This is a genomic window from Nostoc sp., assembly GCF_036917435.1.
Classification (GTDB): Bacteria; Cyanobacteriota; Cyanobacteriia; order Cyanobacteriales; family Nostocaceae; genus Nostoc.
Genome location: NZ_JBALDM010000056.1, coordinates 66,074 through 79,860, shown reverse-complemented (window position 1 = coordinate 79,860; position 13,787 = coordinate 66,074). Strand labels below are relative to the sequence as shown.

Sequence of the window (13,787 nt, the reverse complement as noted above, 5' to 3'; positions counted from 1 at the left end):
ATGACTGTAAAGCCGAAATATTGGATGTTGTTAGTGTTAATCTTACTGGGAGGAATTGCCCCCAGTAATGCAGCTTCCACACCTGTTGACCCAAAAGTATTACATATAATTAATCGCCTCAGCTTTGGCCCTCGTCCGGGAGATGTCCAAAGAGTGGAGTCTATGGGTGTAGAGCGATACATTCAAGAGCAACTCTCACCCGAATCGATTCCTGAACCGCAAAGTCTCACCAGCCAATTAAATCAGCTAAATACTCTCCACTTGAATCCGGTGGAACTCTTAGAATATGGGATGACTAATCTCCCAGGACAAAAACCCACCCAGTTAGAAAGAAAAGCTGCCAACAAAAGGGCTAAACAGGTGCTAGATCGGGCAATCCAGGCGCGATTATTAGAGGCAACTAGCAGTCAGCGACAACTCCAGGAAGTGATGGTGGACTTTTGGTATAACCATTTTAATGTGGATGCTGCTAAAGGACGCGATCGCCTCTGGGTGGGAGCTTATGAACAACAGGCGATTCGACCTTACGCTTTGGGCCGCTTTCGTGACTTGTTGGGGGCAACCGCTCATCATCCAGCTATGCAGTATTATTTAGACAACTTCCAAAATCGGGCTGACAGTCGCCCTGATGCCCAAGGTAATATTCGAGGTTTGAATGAGAACTATGCCCGCGAACTGATGGAGCTACACACTATCGGCGTAGATGGAGGGTATACTCAGCAAGATGTGATTGCTCTGGCGCGGATTTTAAGCGGTTGGGGTTTCAGCCGTCCCGGTCAGCAAATAGATAATAGTTTCGGATTTTACTTTAATCCAAAGCGTCATGATTTTAGCGACAAAGTTTTCTTGGGACACACAATTAAAAGCGGTGGTGAAGCCCAAGGGGAGGAAGCTTTGGATATTTTGGCTCGCAGTCCGGCGACTGCACGCCACATCAGCTATCAGATAGCTCAATATTTTGTCAGCGATGTTCCCCCGACAACTCTAGTAAACAATCTTACACAACGTTATCTTGCCACTGATGGCAATATTCGGGAGGTTCTCAATACCCTATTCCACAGTCGGGAATTTTGGGATGCAAAAAACTTTAATGCCAAGTTTAAAACACCCTATCAATACGCTATCTCTGCGGTACGAGCCATAGGTGTGGAAGTAAATAACACAAGACCTATCTCCAATCTACTGCAACAGTTGGGAATGCCCCTATACGGTTGCCAAACTCCAGATGGTTACAAAAACACAGCAGATGTGTGGTTAAATCCTGATGCAATGAACCGCCGCCTCAGTTTTGCTTTGGCGATCGCTAATGGAAATTTACCCTTATCAAGCATCCCCACAAATATGGAACAGCAGACAATTGGCACAGGGCAAAGACCTTTACAAAAGTCTCCTAGTATTCCTGTAGATGCTTGGCAACTAACCAATACGTTGGGCAATTCGTTTTCAATAAAAACGCAGAAAGCGATCGCCTCTAGTTCCCCTCAAATTCATAGTGCTTTAATTTTGGGCAGTCCAGAATTTATGCATCGTTAGTTACAGAATTGGGGATTGGGGATTGGGCATTGGGCATTGGGCATTGGGAATCAGCCTTACGCTTTGCGATCGCGGTTCGTTAAAAAAATAATTTTCACAACTCATAGTAATTTTAATTATGAAAAGACGTGACTTCTTAATCCAAAGTGGAATTTTTTCGGCTGCCGCGATCGCCGCCGTAAGTAGCAATGCTTGGGTAGCGAGATCCGCTACGCAAAATAGTAACCAGAAGCGCTTGATTGTAATTTTCCTTCGTGGCGCGGTAGACGGTTTAAACATCGTAGTTCCTTACTCAGAAACAGCTTACTATCAAGCCCGACCGCAAATTGCTATTCCGCAACCAGGAAAGGAAGGAGGAGTAATAGATTTAGATGGACGCTTTGGGCTACATCCAGCATTAGCTTCTCTGATACCCCAATGGCAGCAGAACAGTTTGGCATTTGTTCATGCCTGTGGTTCTCCCGATCCAACTCGCTCTCACTTTGATGCCCAACAATATATGGAAAACGCTACCCCTGGCAATAAGCATACTCAGGATGGTTGGATGAATCGTTTACTAGGGGTGATTTCTCAAAAAACACCCATCCAAGCAGTAAGCGTCGGAGAAACAACACCCTGGATTTTTTCTGGACGGATGCCTATAGCTAACATTGCATCAGGGAGAAATGCTAACAGACCTCTGCCAATAGATCGTCCTCAATTAGCAGCAGCATTCGATCGACTTTATAGCAGTAATGATGCTTTAAGTCAGACCTATCGCCAAGGACGAATGGCGCGTCAAGCCATCATGAATGACCTAGATAGTGAAATGAAAATGGCGAATAATGGTGCGCCTTCACCTGATGGCTTCGCCAGCGATGCCCAACGATTAGCGCAACTAATGCTCAAAGACCCCAGAATTGAGTTAGGGTTTATGGCTTTGGGGGGTTGGGATACTCATGTCAATCAAGGTAGCACTGAAGGACAGTTAGCTCGGAACTTAAAAAAATTGGGTTCTGGTTTGGCAGCTTTAGTCAAAGGTTTGGGGAGCGTTTACCAGAATACGACAATTGTCGTGATGTCCGAATTTGGTCGTACAGTCAAGCAAAATGATAACGGTGGTACTGACCACGGTCATGGGAATGTTATGTGGGTTTTGGGCGGTCAAGTTCGCGGTGGTAAAGTTTACGGTGAATGGCCTGGTCTATCTACAGCCCAACTTTACCAAGGTAGAGACTTGGCTATTACCACTGATTTTCGGGATGTTATCTCTGCCGTGTTAGAAGATCATCTACATCTTAATCAAGCAAAATTGAATCAAGTGTTGCCAAATTATGCATCTACTCAGAAAGTGGCATTAATTGTCAAGTAAGCAATTCTGATCGTTAGCCTTGATGAGTCTCCGGTGGCAACCGTGAAACTAGAATAAGTTGGTTGCTGAAGCTGTGTCAGATCGTGAGATTAGCGATCGCTTCCACTGCTAATACCAATTCTGTATGAAGATGCACAGAATATTATTAAACGAACCGCCAAGTACGCCAAGAGCGCCAAGAATAGAGAGTTACTCATTTAGTGCAGCTTCATATTAAATTGGTATAAAAAAAATCCTCTTTCGATAATATGTTTTGGAGTCAGAATAGGTAAATGAGATAATCCCTGAGCAAGTTTGGCAATTTGGCATCTCATATCTTAGGGTTGCAGTTTAAATGGAAATATCAACACAACGGGACAGTGAAGAAGTTGTACGAGGGATAAGGTAAAACTTTCCGCTTCTGCTGTCCCGGCTATGCCAGTTGTTAGTTGAATGCTGTAGAACAGCTCTACATGATTGATACAGCATTCAACTGAGTTCAGTTCCCGCTCTACAACTGGCTAGAAATCAACAAAACCAAATAGAACGGTGAAATTGCCGCAAAGCATTGTAAAGCCGTCGTAAAACGACGAGGTTTCCACTCACATTTTCAGATGAAAGATGTGCAGTATCGGACTTCCAAGTAAAAAAAATATCCCAAAACTGACAAAAAAATCTTCTCTATTTCTCTTCTCTCTGTGTTCTCTGCGCCTCCGTGGTTCGTTCATTTGGATAATTTATTTCTTGGAAGTCCCTATATTCGAGACAATTATTATTTGGTAATAATAGAGTTGGTAAACTGACAATTTTTTGGAAAAACGAAAGTTGACGATTTTCCAAAATCAAAATTTTTTAGAATTCGCGCGATCGCGGAATGTCTTATCACTGAGGAAAATGATTGATGCAAGCTCCAGTAGATTTTGCCGACATCACAGCAGAAACTCCGACGCTTTTGGGCGTAACTGCCGAATACCAAGCTATTCAGGCGCAGTTTAACCAGGCTCAAACCTCACAGCAACGAAAAGCTGCCTTTCAACAGTGGGATGCCTTACGATGCAGACTCAGTACGTGGAAGGAACTCACGCAACTGCACTTTCACCAAGATACGCAAAATCCAGAGTACAAAATTGCCTTAGACTATTGCAGCGAACTTTCACCATCTCTGACTGCCCTTGAAGTAGATATAAAACGGTATCTGATTCACAGCCCCGATCGCGCCGAGTTTGAACAAAGCTTGGGACGGCAAGCCTTTTTGCTGTGGGAAGCAGACATCACGACTTTTGAAAGTGCGATCGCAGCAGATTTAGTTGAAGAATCCCAACTCATCAATGAGTATACCAAACTGATCGCCTCGGCAAAGCTAGAGTTTCGGGGTGAACAAGTAAATTTATCGGGTTTGCAACCCTATATGCAAAGTAAAGAGCGAGATATTCGCTACCAGGCAGAACAGTGTCGCTGGCAGTTTTTTGAGCAGAATCAAGATCGCTTCGATCAACTGTTCGATCAATTGGTCAAACTGCGCGATCGCATGGCAAAAAAATTGGGCGATGAAAACTACATTGCGCTAGGATATCGCCGGATGCGACGGGTGGATTACAACCAAACCGATGTCGAACGCTATCGAGATCAAGTAGTTCAAGAGGTCGTTCCCTTAGCGATGGAGCTAATTCAGCAACAGGCAAAACGGCTCAATCTAGACACCCTGTATTTCTGGGATGAATCCGTCTTTGATGCAGAAGGTAGTCCGGCCCCGATGGGCAATCATGACTGGATGCTGGAACGGGCACAAGAAATGTTTGATGCCTTGAATCCATCGCTGGCAAGCTTTTTTAAAATGATGGTTGAGCAGCATTTACTGGATTTGCAAAACCGTCCCGGAAAAGCAGGAGGCGGATTTTGCACAAGCTTCCCAACATATAATGCTCCATACGTGTTCGCAAATTTCAATGGCACAAAAAACGATGTGCAGGTGTTCGTTCACGAAATCGGTCATGCCTTCCAAATGTGGCGAAGTCGCCATTTGCCAGTTTTCGATTACCTCTGGCCCACCCTAGAATCGTGTGAAATTCACTCCATGAGTTTAGAGTTTCTCACCTATTCGCAAATGGAAAAGTTTTTCGGGGATCAAGCCGAGCGATTTCGGAGACAGCATCTAGCGTGGTCGATTCTATTTCAGCCTTATGGTGTAGCAGTGGATCATTTTCAGCATTTGGTATATGCGAACCCAGAAGCAACGCCGCAAGAACGACATCAAATGTGGCAGCAAATGGAAGCTCGTTATCTGCCTTGGCGTAAATATGGAGATTTGAACTACCTCAACAAAGGTGGACTCTGGCAAGAAAAACAACACATTTACTGTTCGCCCTTTTATTACATTGATTACACCTTGGCGGGGTGTTGCGCCTTGCAGTTTTGGGCCAAAGCAGAAGAAAATTATTCGCAAGCATTGGCGGAGTATATTGGATTATGCGATCGCGGTGGTTCTGCCTCCTTTCGAGAATTAGTGCGATCGGCAAATCTCATTTCTCCCTTTGATGCTGGCGCACTTTCTCAAGTCGTTGAAAAAGTACGTCAGACTTTGAAGGCTGGCTGATTGACCTCAGAATACTTTACGCACTTCTAAATGGGCAAGAATATCTGAGCGATCGCGCCACACATAGTAAAGAGAAATAGAGAGATTTTCGGATCGAGTTTGGGATATTTTTTTATTTGGAAGTCCCTAAAGATATCGCTCTCATCAATTACCCAACTACAAAGCATAAAGAGTTTAGTAGGGTGCGTTATGGACGTTAGTCCTAACGCACCGAAAATCTAAGATGGTGCGTTAGCCTCCGGCATAACACGCCACTACACATACTTAGGAACGTGGATTAAATAAAATGCAAAACTTCATCCTGTCTCTAGCTTCCCTCTCCTTTATAAGAAGAGGGATTGAGGGTGAGGTAAGCGAGGGACATAAACCTGTATGTTATTTAATTCTTATTCCTTAGATTTTTTCAGATGATACTTAGATGTCATCTTAATAAAATCAACAATTGTAAATCAGGTATTGAAAAGTCGAATTCCTTTAGGGTTAAAAAAGTTAGGGAAAAGCGATCGCATAGTCTAGTTCAGCGTTGACGATCGCTACGATCGAAATAACTCAACCACTGTCGGCTTAGTCACTTTCCCCATTGCATTACGCGGTAATTCTTCAACTATCAAAATTTTGGTTGGCACTTTATAAACAGCCAATCGCTCTTTTGCCCAACTCCTAAAAGATTCTAATGTCAAAGGTTGTAACCCTTGCAATACTAATGCAGCACAAACCCGTTCACCCCATTCTATATCTGCAACCCCAACCACTGCACATTCTTGAATATCTGGATGCGATCGCAATACTTCTTCAATTTCTAAAGCTGAAACTTTATATCCTCCGGTTTTGATGATATCCACACTCATCCGTCCCAGAATACGGTAGTTGCTGTTCTCAATTACGGCGGTATCTCCAGTACAAAACCAGCCATCTTGGAAGGCTTTGGTTGTTGCTTCCGGGTTTTGCCAATATTCGAGAAACACTCCAGGCCCTTTAACTTGGATCTCTCCTGGTGTTCCTGTTGGGACTAACTCTCCGTTCTCATCGACTAATCTTACTTCAACTTCAGGCAGAGGCTTTCCTACATATCCAGCCAACCGTTCACCGTGTAAAGGGTTTGATAGTGCCATACCAATTTCCGTCATCCCATATCGCTCAAGCAGAAAATGGCCGCTAATAATCTGCCATTTTTCTAAAACTTGAACTGGTAACGCTGCCGAGCCAGAAACCATCAGACGCATTTTAGCACAGCCTTCTGACATGGTTTTTTGACGTTCTTCAGAGGCATTTTCCCAAGCAGCAATCAGCTTTACATAAATCGTTGGTACTGCCATAAATAGGGTTAAGTCACCCTCACAAATTCGCCTCCAAACGGTTTCGGTATCAAATTTGCTCAACAGATGACACTCCGCCCCAGCCCATAAAGCACACGTCAGTACGTTAATAATTCCATGAATATGATGTAGTGGCAGTATATGTAAAATGCGATCATCCGATGTCCATTCCCAAGCGGTAATTAAGCTAGTCACTTGCGCTTGAATATTTTGATGAGTTGTAACCACACCCTTGGGTTTACCTGTTGTACCGCTAGTGTAGAGAATTAAGGCGCGTCTAGCGATCTCTACCTTTGGGAGGTGAGTAACATTAGATGGGAGGGTTTCTGAGGTAAGGATAAATCGCAAATTTAATGCTTCAGCTAGCGATTCTCCTACGGAGACGCTGCGCGATCGCAGTATACTTTCAAAATTAGGATGAACAACAATAATCGATGCTCCACAATTGGTAATTACATACTCCAATTCTGGGCGCGGATGAGAAATACACAGAGGTACAGCTATGCCACCAGCACGCCAAATTCCCCATTGAGTGGCTACATACTCAAACCCAGGCGGGATAAGAAAGGCGACTCGCTCCTCTTGTAAATCTTCTCTATTCTGAAGAAGAGTTGTTGCTATTTGACTGGAAGTGTGGAGCAAATCTCGATAGGTAAAGGAGCCATCCGTTGTAACAATGGCTATTTTCTCGCTGTGTTCCTCAGCACGAATAATCAATGGTAGAGTCACGTTTATTTACCGATTTAGGGTTGATTTAGTTTGCTTTTCGATAGGTTCCAGATCCCCGATGGGGATCTAGTGCTATAACCAACGTTGTTTTTTAGCATAAGCAATACTAGAAATCACAATGAATACCATCACACTGATTACAGCAGGATAAGCCCAAGGTTGCTCTAATTCCGGCATATATTTGAAGTTCATACCATAAAAACCAGACATGAAAGTAATTGGTAAAAATACCGTCGAGAGGATAGTTAGGCGATTAATTCGTTCACCTGTTTTGCTAGCAATATTATCGCGTTGAATTTCCATTAATTCTGACATCCAGGCTCTCAAAGCTTGATATTCTTGCCATAATTTATCAACTTGATGAGCCAATTCTTCTTGAAATAGTTCTTTTACTGGCTGGCCTATCCATTGTAAATCTTCGTAATCCATAATAGCCATAAGCGATTTAATACTTTGAAAATTACGCCTTCCTGAACGAGTAGATTGCCTCATTGTGGCAATTCTTTGGTAAGTTGATTCATCACCAGAATCATCTAAAACTTCATCTTCTAAATCATCAAGCTTTCTAGAAATATACTCAAATACAGTATGATAATTATGCAAAATTTCTTTGAAAATTAGATAAAAAAGATAGTCAATTCCCCACTTGTTAATATCTAGAGAGTGCTTTTGCAGATTATTAGCTAAAATACTTAAAACTTTTAGTTCAGTGATTTCAAATGTAATTATGAAGTTTTTACCAACTACAATATTGCCACGTGCAACCTCAAATTCATGATTTTTTATTTGAGCAGTTAGAATTTCATAACTATCAAATAAACAATCTTCTACATTTTCATCAATTCCTAAAGGGGAATGGTTGAAAATCATGTTAACACGAGATGGATTGAGTTGAAAGTGCTTGATAATTTTAGCCGTTCCGGTGCGATCGCGGAAATGAACACAGCGCAACCAAATATTCTGGGAAGCATCAATTCTTTTCAGTACCGTATCCACATCCCGATGGGTGAATATTTCCAGGTTATCTGGATGAAAAGTCAGGAGAATTAGCATAATTGAGTCATAGCTCAGTTCTTTTCCATTCTCCCTGATTTAGGACGAGAAGTTTTCACTGGTGCTGAGTTATTTTGCAGAATTGCAATTTCTTTCTGTGCATCTTGATAACTATCTTTTTCGCCTTGCTGCTGGAACAGTTTTGCAGCTTTTTTGAAATCTGCGATCGCTCCCTGTTTATTTTTCTGCTTGGTGCGAATCACACCCCGATTATAATAGGCTAAGGCATTGTTCGCATTAATGGCGATCGCTTGTGAATAATCCTGATTGGCAGATTTTTTATTTCCCAGTTCGAGATAGGCGTTACCACGGTTGTTGTAAGCTGCTATATTATTAGAATCTAGTTTCAGGGCTTCGGTGTAATCTTCAATAGCGCCTTTATAGTCTCCGAAAGAAAAGCGGTGAATACCTCTGTGAATATAAGCAGCAATAAATTTAGGATCAATCTGTAAAATAGTGTTGTAATCTTCAGTAGCTTCGACTTTATTTCCGAGATCGCTGTAAACATCACCTCGATTCAGATATGCTTCTATATATTTGGGATTAATGTTAATTGCGTCTGTATAATCTTTAAGTGCTGCATCTTTTTGTTTATTAATAGATTGTGTTAAACCCCTTTGATAATAAGCTTTGGCATCGCTAGGATTAATCTTAATTACTTTATCAAAATCTTCAATTGCTTCAAGTCTTTGTCTGAGGCGACGGCGGAGAATCCCTCGCTGCAAGTAGGCTTCGGTATACTGAGGCTTAAGTGCGATCGCTTTGCTAAAGTCTCCAATCGCCCCTTTATTATCCTTTGCTTGAACACGGGCTAATCCCCGGCCATAATAAGCATAAGCATCTTGAGAATTTAACTTAATCGCTTGGGTATAGTCTGCGATCGCTTCTTTATATTTACCTAATTCCGAAAAAGCAAATCCTCGGTCAAAATAAGCATTACCATCTTGAGGATTGAGTACAATTGCTTTACTAGAGTCTGCTTGGGCTTGCTCATAATCTCCTAATCGATAATAAGCATCACCTCGCTTATTATAAGCTAAAGCATTTTTTGGATCTAATTCAATAACTTGATTTAAATCTTCAACTGCTCCTTCATAGTTTCCGGCGTTATATTTATTGACTCCTTCTTGATATAATTGTTTTTGAGCATCATTTACAGGTTTTGGCAGCCTCAATTGCCAAACTAGAACCCCAATTGCAATAAAGCTAGCTATCCCTGTCAAAACTAATAATAATTTTTTATGTTCCTGTTTTCGCTGATTGGGATCGACATTTGCGATATTTTTCAAGTCGTCTAAAACTTCGGTTGCATACTGGTAGCGCTTACGATAGTCAAGACGTACCATTCTATTAATAACTTTCGCTAGCTGTCTGTTAATTTTGAGATTTTTGTTCCACCAAACTATTTCACCTGTCAGCCGATTTTTCTGATTTTGCAAATTAGATAAATCGTTTGTGGATAAGCCGAGAAGTGCTGCGATCGCAACTATACCTAAAGCATATATATCACTGTTATATTTTACATTACCATTAATTTGTTCTCTAGGCATATATTCGAGATTATCAATAGTATTAGTTATAGCTTCATTCATAATCCCAAAATCAACTAAAACTAACTTTTTATCTGATTCTCGGCGAATAATATTTTCTGGTTTAATATCCCGATGAATTATGCCATAGCTATGTACGATCGCCAAAATTTCTAATATCTCTGATAAAAGATTAATTACTTGGTCTTCACTCAGAGGTTTCCCCTGGATAATTTCATCAGTTAAAGGATTACCAGGGATGAATTCATGAACTATATAAAATTCTTCATTTTCTTCAAAATAAGCGATTAGTTTCTGAATTTGGTCATGTTCTTGCCCTAGTTTTTCTAAAGTTGCTGTCTTACTAGCAAACAAGCGACGCAGGATAGTTAAAGTTTGAGGATTGCTACTAGAACTAGGTAACTGCCTCACTATAAATTGACTGCTAGAAAGATTAGCATCTTCAACTAGATAGGTTTTTGTTTTTTCCCCATCATTCAGAACTTTTAGTATTCGGTAACGTCCATCTAGTAAATGAATACGCATCAATATAAATTTAGTCTGATAAATTACTTAATTATAGCTTACGTATTATTACTGCTATTTTTGTTAAAAAGCAATATAAAAATTATGTCATTTTGGCAAGTAAAAGTATTAATTATTAGCTAATGCTGCACATTGCTAGTAATATTTATTCATTAAGAGATTGTTACAAGCTTAATCAGCTTAGATATTACAACTTTGTGAGTTTAACAAAACTTGGGAAAACAGTTATACACATAGGGCGGGGATATTTTGATCTGGACTATTCAGCAATCTCACTCATGACACATAATCCTTAAATAAGGTAGAAAAATAGGAGTTTAAGTTATCTAGAACCCCAGATAAAAAATTGAAAATCAACGTATTTGGGCGAAAAAAAGGCTTAGTAGCTACTGGGAAGCGTCAATTGCTCAAGGCGCTCAATTTTCGTGACATAGCTGCTATTAATAGCTTAATTCTAGAGTTGGAAACAATTTTGGGATCGGAAAAGTTAACCGAGCTGATTGTTAATGACCTGATGGTTGAATGCGATTCTGACAGTCACAGTTGGTTTTGTCAAATTTTTCTTGGACAAGCCCAATATGAACAGATGGCAGAAAAAGCTCAAAGTAACGTCTTTAAAATTTTAGTGAGTAAAGGCTTGGAACCGGGCAAAGACTTTAGCTGTGGGCCCGATCGCAGTCTGATTATAAGCGATCGCGCCAAGCTTGTCTTACTTACCCAAGTGCCACAGGAGCATCAGGCAGCATTTGAGTCCCAGTTAGAATCCTCGTTAGTTTTAGATCCAGTCACCGCCATCGAACAGCAGTTAGGGTGTGCATTTTTTGCTAATTTAACTCAGATTGCCATCCAAGAAATGGAGTTATTGAGTAATTCTCAAGGGGCGGCTTATCTAGGAGTGCTGTTAGCTGGATTAGTATCGCGTCATCCTCAACTTAAAGATGTTGATTTTCCCACAAAATTTATTGTCAATGCTCTCCAACGACTATCGCCAGAACGAGCAATGGCAATTTTGAACGATCCAGAGACAAATCCCCAGTTCAATGAAACGATTATCTTTGGGCATTTATTAGCAGCAATGGGAGATAAAGAATATCACCGCATTGCCGAAGAAGAGGGTGGTATCAGTCTTAATCAACTTAAAAAACTTGATTTAGTTTGGTGTGGTGAACGCCGACTTTCAGAACTGGTTGCCATGATGGAAAAATGGGCATTCCCAAAATAGATAATCCGCGATTCAAAATTCAAAATTTAGTTTTATGCTGGCACGACAACTTTTTCACTACCAGCGAGTTCAAAAGCGGTATGAATGACTTGCAAAGCTTTAACACCTTGCTCTTGGGCGACGACACAGCTAATTTTAATTTCTGAGGTGGCAATCATTTGGATATTAATTTCGTGTTGGGCTAGGGCTTCAAACATTTTCGCAGCAACGCCTGGTTGTCCTACCATACCTGCACCGACAATACTCACCTTAGCGATCGCACTATCCAAAACAACTTCACCCCATCCTAACTCTGCCGCGACTTGGGTAAGCATTTTCTTGGCGTTTTCCCCATCTATCCGCGAGACTGTAAAGGCAATATCTCGTCTGGGAACACCATCAATCACTCGACAGCGCTGAGATTGAATAATCATGTCAACGCTGATATTATGCTGTGCTAATAATCCAAACAGCTTTGCTGCCATCCCTGGCCGATCTGGTAATTGACGAATAGCAAGACGTGCTTGATTCAAATCTAAAGCAACACCGCGAACGGGAGGGTGATGGGGGGATGAGGGGGATGAGAGAATTAATTTGTCTCCCCCTACTCCCTCATCTCCCTCTATTTCAAAGGCGGTGCGGAGTGCGGTGACGGCGCGATCGCATTCGGCAGCATTGACTACACAACTTACTTTCACTTCGCTGGTGGAAATCATCTGAATATTCACGCCAGCTTCGGCTAAGGTAGCGAACATCTTTGCAGCCACACCGGGACGGCCAATCATTCCTGCACCAGCGATGCTGACTTTGGCAATGTTATGTTCTAGCATTACCTCGGCTTCGTCAGATTTGGGATTAGATGGATTTCTCAGTGCTGGGGCGATCGCTGCGGCTACTGCTTCTGCCCGTTTTAAAATTGGTGTGGTGACAGTAAAAGCAATGTCATTACTGTTACCTTCATGGATTGACTGAATAATTAAATCTACGTCTACTTTTTGCCGAGAAATTTCGCCGAATAACCTTGCTGCTACCCCTGGTTTATCGGGTACGCGCAATAAAGCTACCTTTGCCTGATCGGTGTCAAATTCTACAGCATCCACCGGACGGGCAATTTCGAGATTAATTAGCGATCGCCCTTGGGGTTTGGCTGATGTCACCCAAGTACCAGGGGCATCTGTCCAACTAGACCTAACTACAAGAGGAACACCATAGTTACGAGCAATTTCCACAGCGCGGGGATGCAACACTTTTGCACCCAAGCTAGCTAGTTCCAACATTTCATCGCAGGTGATGTCATCCATCAATTGGGCTTCGGCAACTAAACGGGGGTCTGTAGTGAGAATCCCTGGAACGTCTGTATAAATTTCACAAAAATTAGCTCCTAATGCGGCTGCGATCGCCACTGCCGAGGTGTCGGAACCACCGCGTCCCAAAGTTGTAATTTCCATTTCCCCGGCGTTGGATGTGCCTTGAAACCCTGCTACAACAACTACTTTACCTTCATTTATATGGCGACTGAGGCGAGTAGTATCAATATGTAAAATCCGAGCGCGGCTGTGTTCGGCTTCAGTAACAATTCCTACCTGAGCGCCAGTCATCGAAATTGCTGGTTGTCCGAGTTCCTGCAAAGCCATGCTGAGTAAGGCGATGGTTACTTGTTCGCCAGTAGAAAGCAGCATATCCATTTCCCGGCGGTTAGGATTGGGAGAAATTTCATTAGCTAGTTTGACGAGTCCATCGGTGGTTTTGCCCATTGCTGAAACCACTACTACCAGAGAGTTTCCAGCTTGGACAGTTTTATAAACACGCCCTGCAACAGCTTGAATGCGTTCCACTGAACCGACAGATGTACCACCGTATTTCTGAACTATGAGCGCCATAACTTTTATGCAATCAATTGTGTCTGTTTTGCTCAATGCCTCCGCCGGGTTAGGAAGCTTTGAACATATCAATAGAT

At 42.0% G+C, this 13,787-nt stretch carries 8 protein-coding genes; 4 read left to right on the top strand and 4 right to left on the bottom strand.

Going from position 1 to position 13,787, the window contains the following annotated elements:
* From V7K98_RS26910 to V7K98_RS26900, 3 genes are all read left to right on the top strand, one after another.
* Positions 1-1,533 (top strand): DUF1800 domain-containing protein, encoded by a 1,533-nt coding sequence (locus tag V7K98_RS26910; RefSeq protein ID WP_335027538.1) that lies wholly within the window; start codon positions 1-3, stop codon positions 1,531-1,533.
* A 118-nt stretch (positions 1,534-1,651) separates the two neighbouring features.
* Entirely contained in the window at positions 1,652-2,884 is a 1,233-nt protein-coding gene (locus tag V7K98_RS26905) for a DUF1501 domain-containing protein (protein ID WP_335027536.1), read from the top strand.
* Positions 2,885-3,764: 880 nt separating this feature from the next.
* Positions 3,765-5,456: a M3 family oligoendopeptidase gene (locus V7K98_RS26900; protein WP_335027534.1), complete on the top strand. Its 1,692-nt coding sequence runs from the start codon at positions 3,765-3,767 to the stop codon at positions 5,454-5,456.
* A gap of 533 nt (positions 5,457-5,989) precedes the next feature.
* Here V7K98_RS26900 and V7K98_RS26895 read toward each other — a convergent pair.
* From V7K98_RS26895 to V7K98_RS26885, 3 genes are all read right to left on the bottom strand, one after another.
* On the bottom strand, positions 5,990-7,501 hold the full coding sequence (locus tag V7K98_RS26895) for an acyl-CoA synthetase (protein ID WP_335027532.1): 1,512 nt from the start codon (positions 7,499-7,501) through the stop codon (positions 5,990-5,992).
* Between the two features lie 72 nt (positions 7,502-7,573).
* Positions 7,574-8,554 (bottom strand): magnesium transporter CorA family protein, encoded by a 981-nt coding sequence (locus V7K98_RS26890; protein WP_335027530.1) that lies wholly within the window; start codon positions 8,552-8,554, stop codon positions 7,574-7,576.
* 14 nt (positions 8,555-8,568) lie between these two features.
* Positions 8,569-10,629 carry a tetratricopeptide repeat protein gene (locus tag V7K98_RS26885; protein ID WP_335027527.1) on the bottom strand — a complete coding sequence of 687 codons (2,061 nt, stop codon included), beginning with the start codon at positions 10,627-10,629 and terminating at the stop codon, positions 8,569-8,571.
* Between the two features lie 346 nt (positions 10,630-10,975).
* On the opposite strand from V7K98_RS26885, the gene V7K98_RS26880 reads away from it, so the two are divergent.
* A complete protein-coding gene (locus V7K98_RS26880) occupies positions 10,976-11,851 on the top strand; it encodes a hypothetical protein (RefSeq protein ID WP_335027525.1) in 876 nt (291 codons plus the stop codon).
* 32 nt (positions 11,852-11,883) lie between these two features.
* On the opposite strand, the gene V7K98_RS26875 is transcribed toward V7K98_RS26880, so the two are convergent.
* Positions 11,884-13,710: an aspartate kinase gene (locus tag V7K98_RS26875; protein ID WP_335027523.1), complete on the bottom strand. Its 1,827-nt coding sequence runs from the start codon at positions 13,708-13,710 to the stop codon at positions 11,884-11,886.
* Between the last annotated feature and the right edge of the window lie 77 nt (positions 13,711-13,787).

Excerpts from the sequence above, each read along its gene's own strand:
- V7K98_RS26905 (WP_335027536.1), top strand. The coding sequence starts at position 1,652 with ATGAAAAGACGTGACTTCTTAATCCAAAGTGGAATTTTTTCGGCTGCC.
- V7K98_RS26900 (WP_335027534.1), top strand. The coding sequence starts at position 3,765 with ATGCAAGCTCCAGTAGATTTTGCCGACATCACAGCAGAAACTCCGACG.
- V7K98_RS26890 (WP_335027530.1), bottom strand. The coding sequence starts at position 8,554 with ATGCTAATTCTCCTGACTTTTCATCCAGATAACCTGGAAATATTCACC.
- V7K98_RS26910 (WP_335027538.1), top strand. The coding sequence starts at position 1 with ATGACTGTAAAGCCGAAATATTGGATGTTGTTAGTGTTAATCTTACTG.
- V7K98_RS26875 (WP_335027523.1), bottom strand. The coding sequence starts at position 13,710 with ATGGCGCTCATAGTTCAGAAATACGGTGGTACATCTGTCGGTTCAGTG.
- V7K98_RS26885 (WP_335027527.1), bottom strand. The coding sequence starts at position 10,629 with ATGCGTATTCATTTACTAGATGGACGTTACCGAATACTAAAAGTTCTG.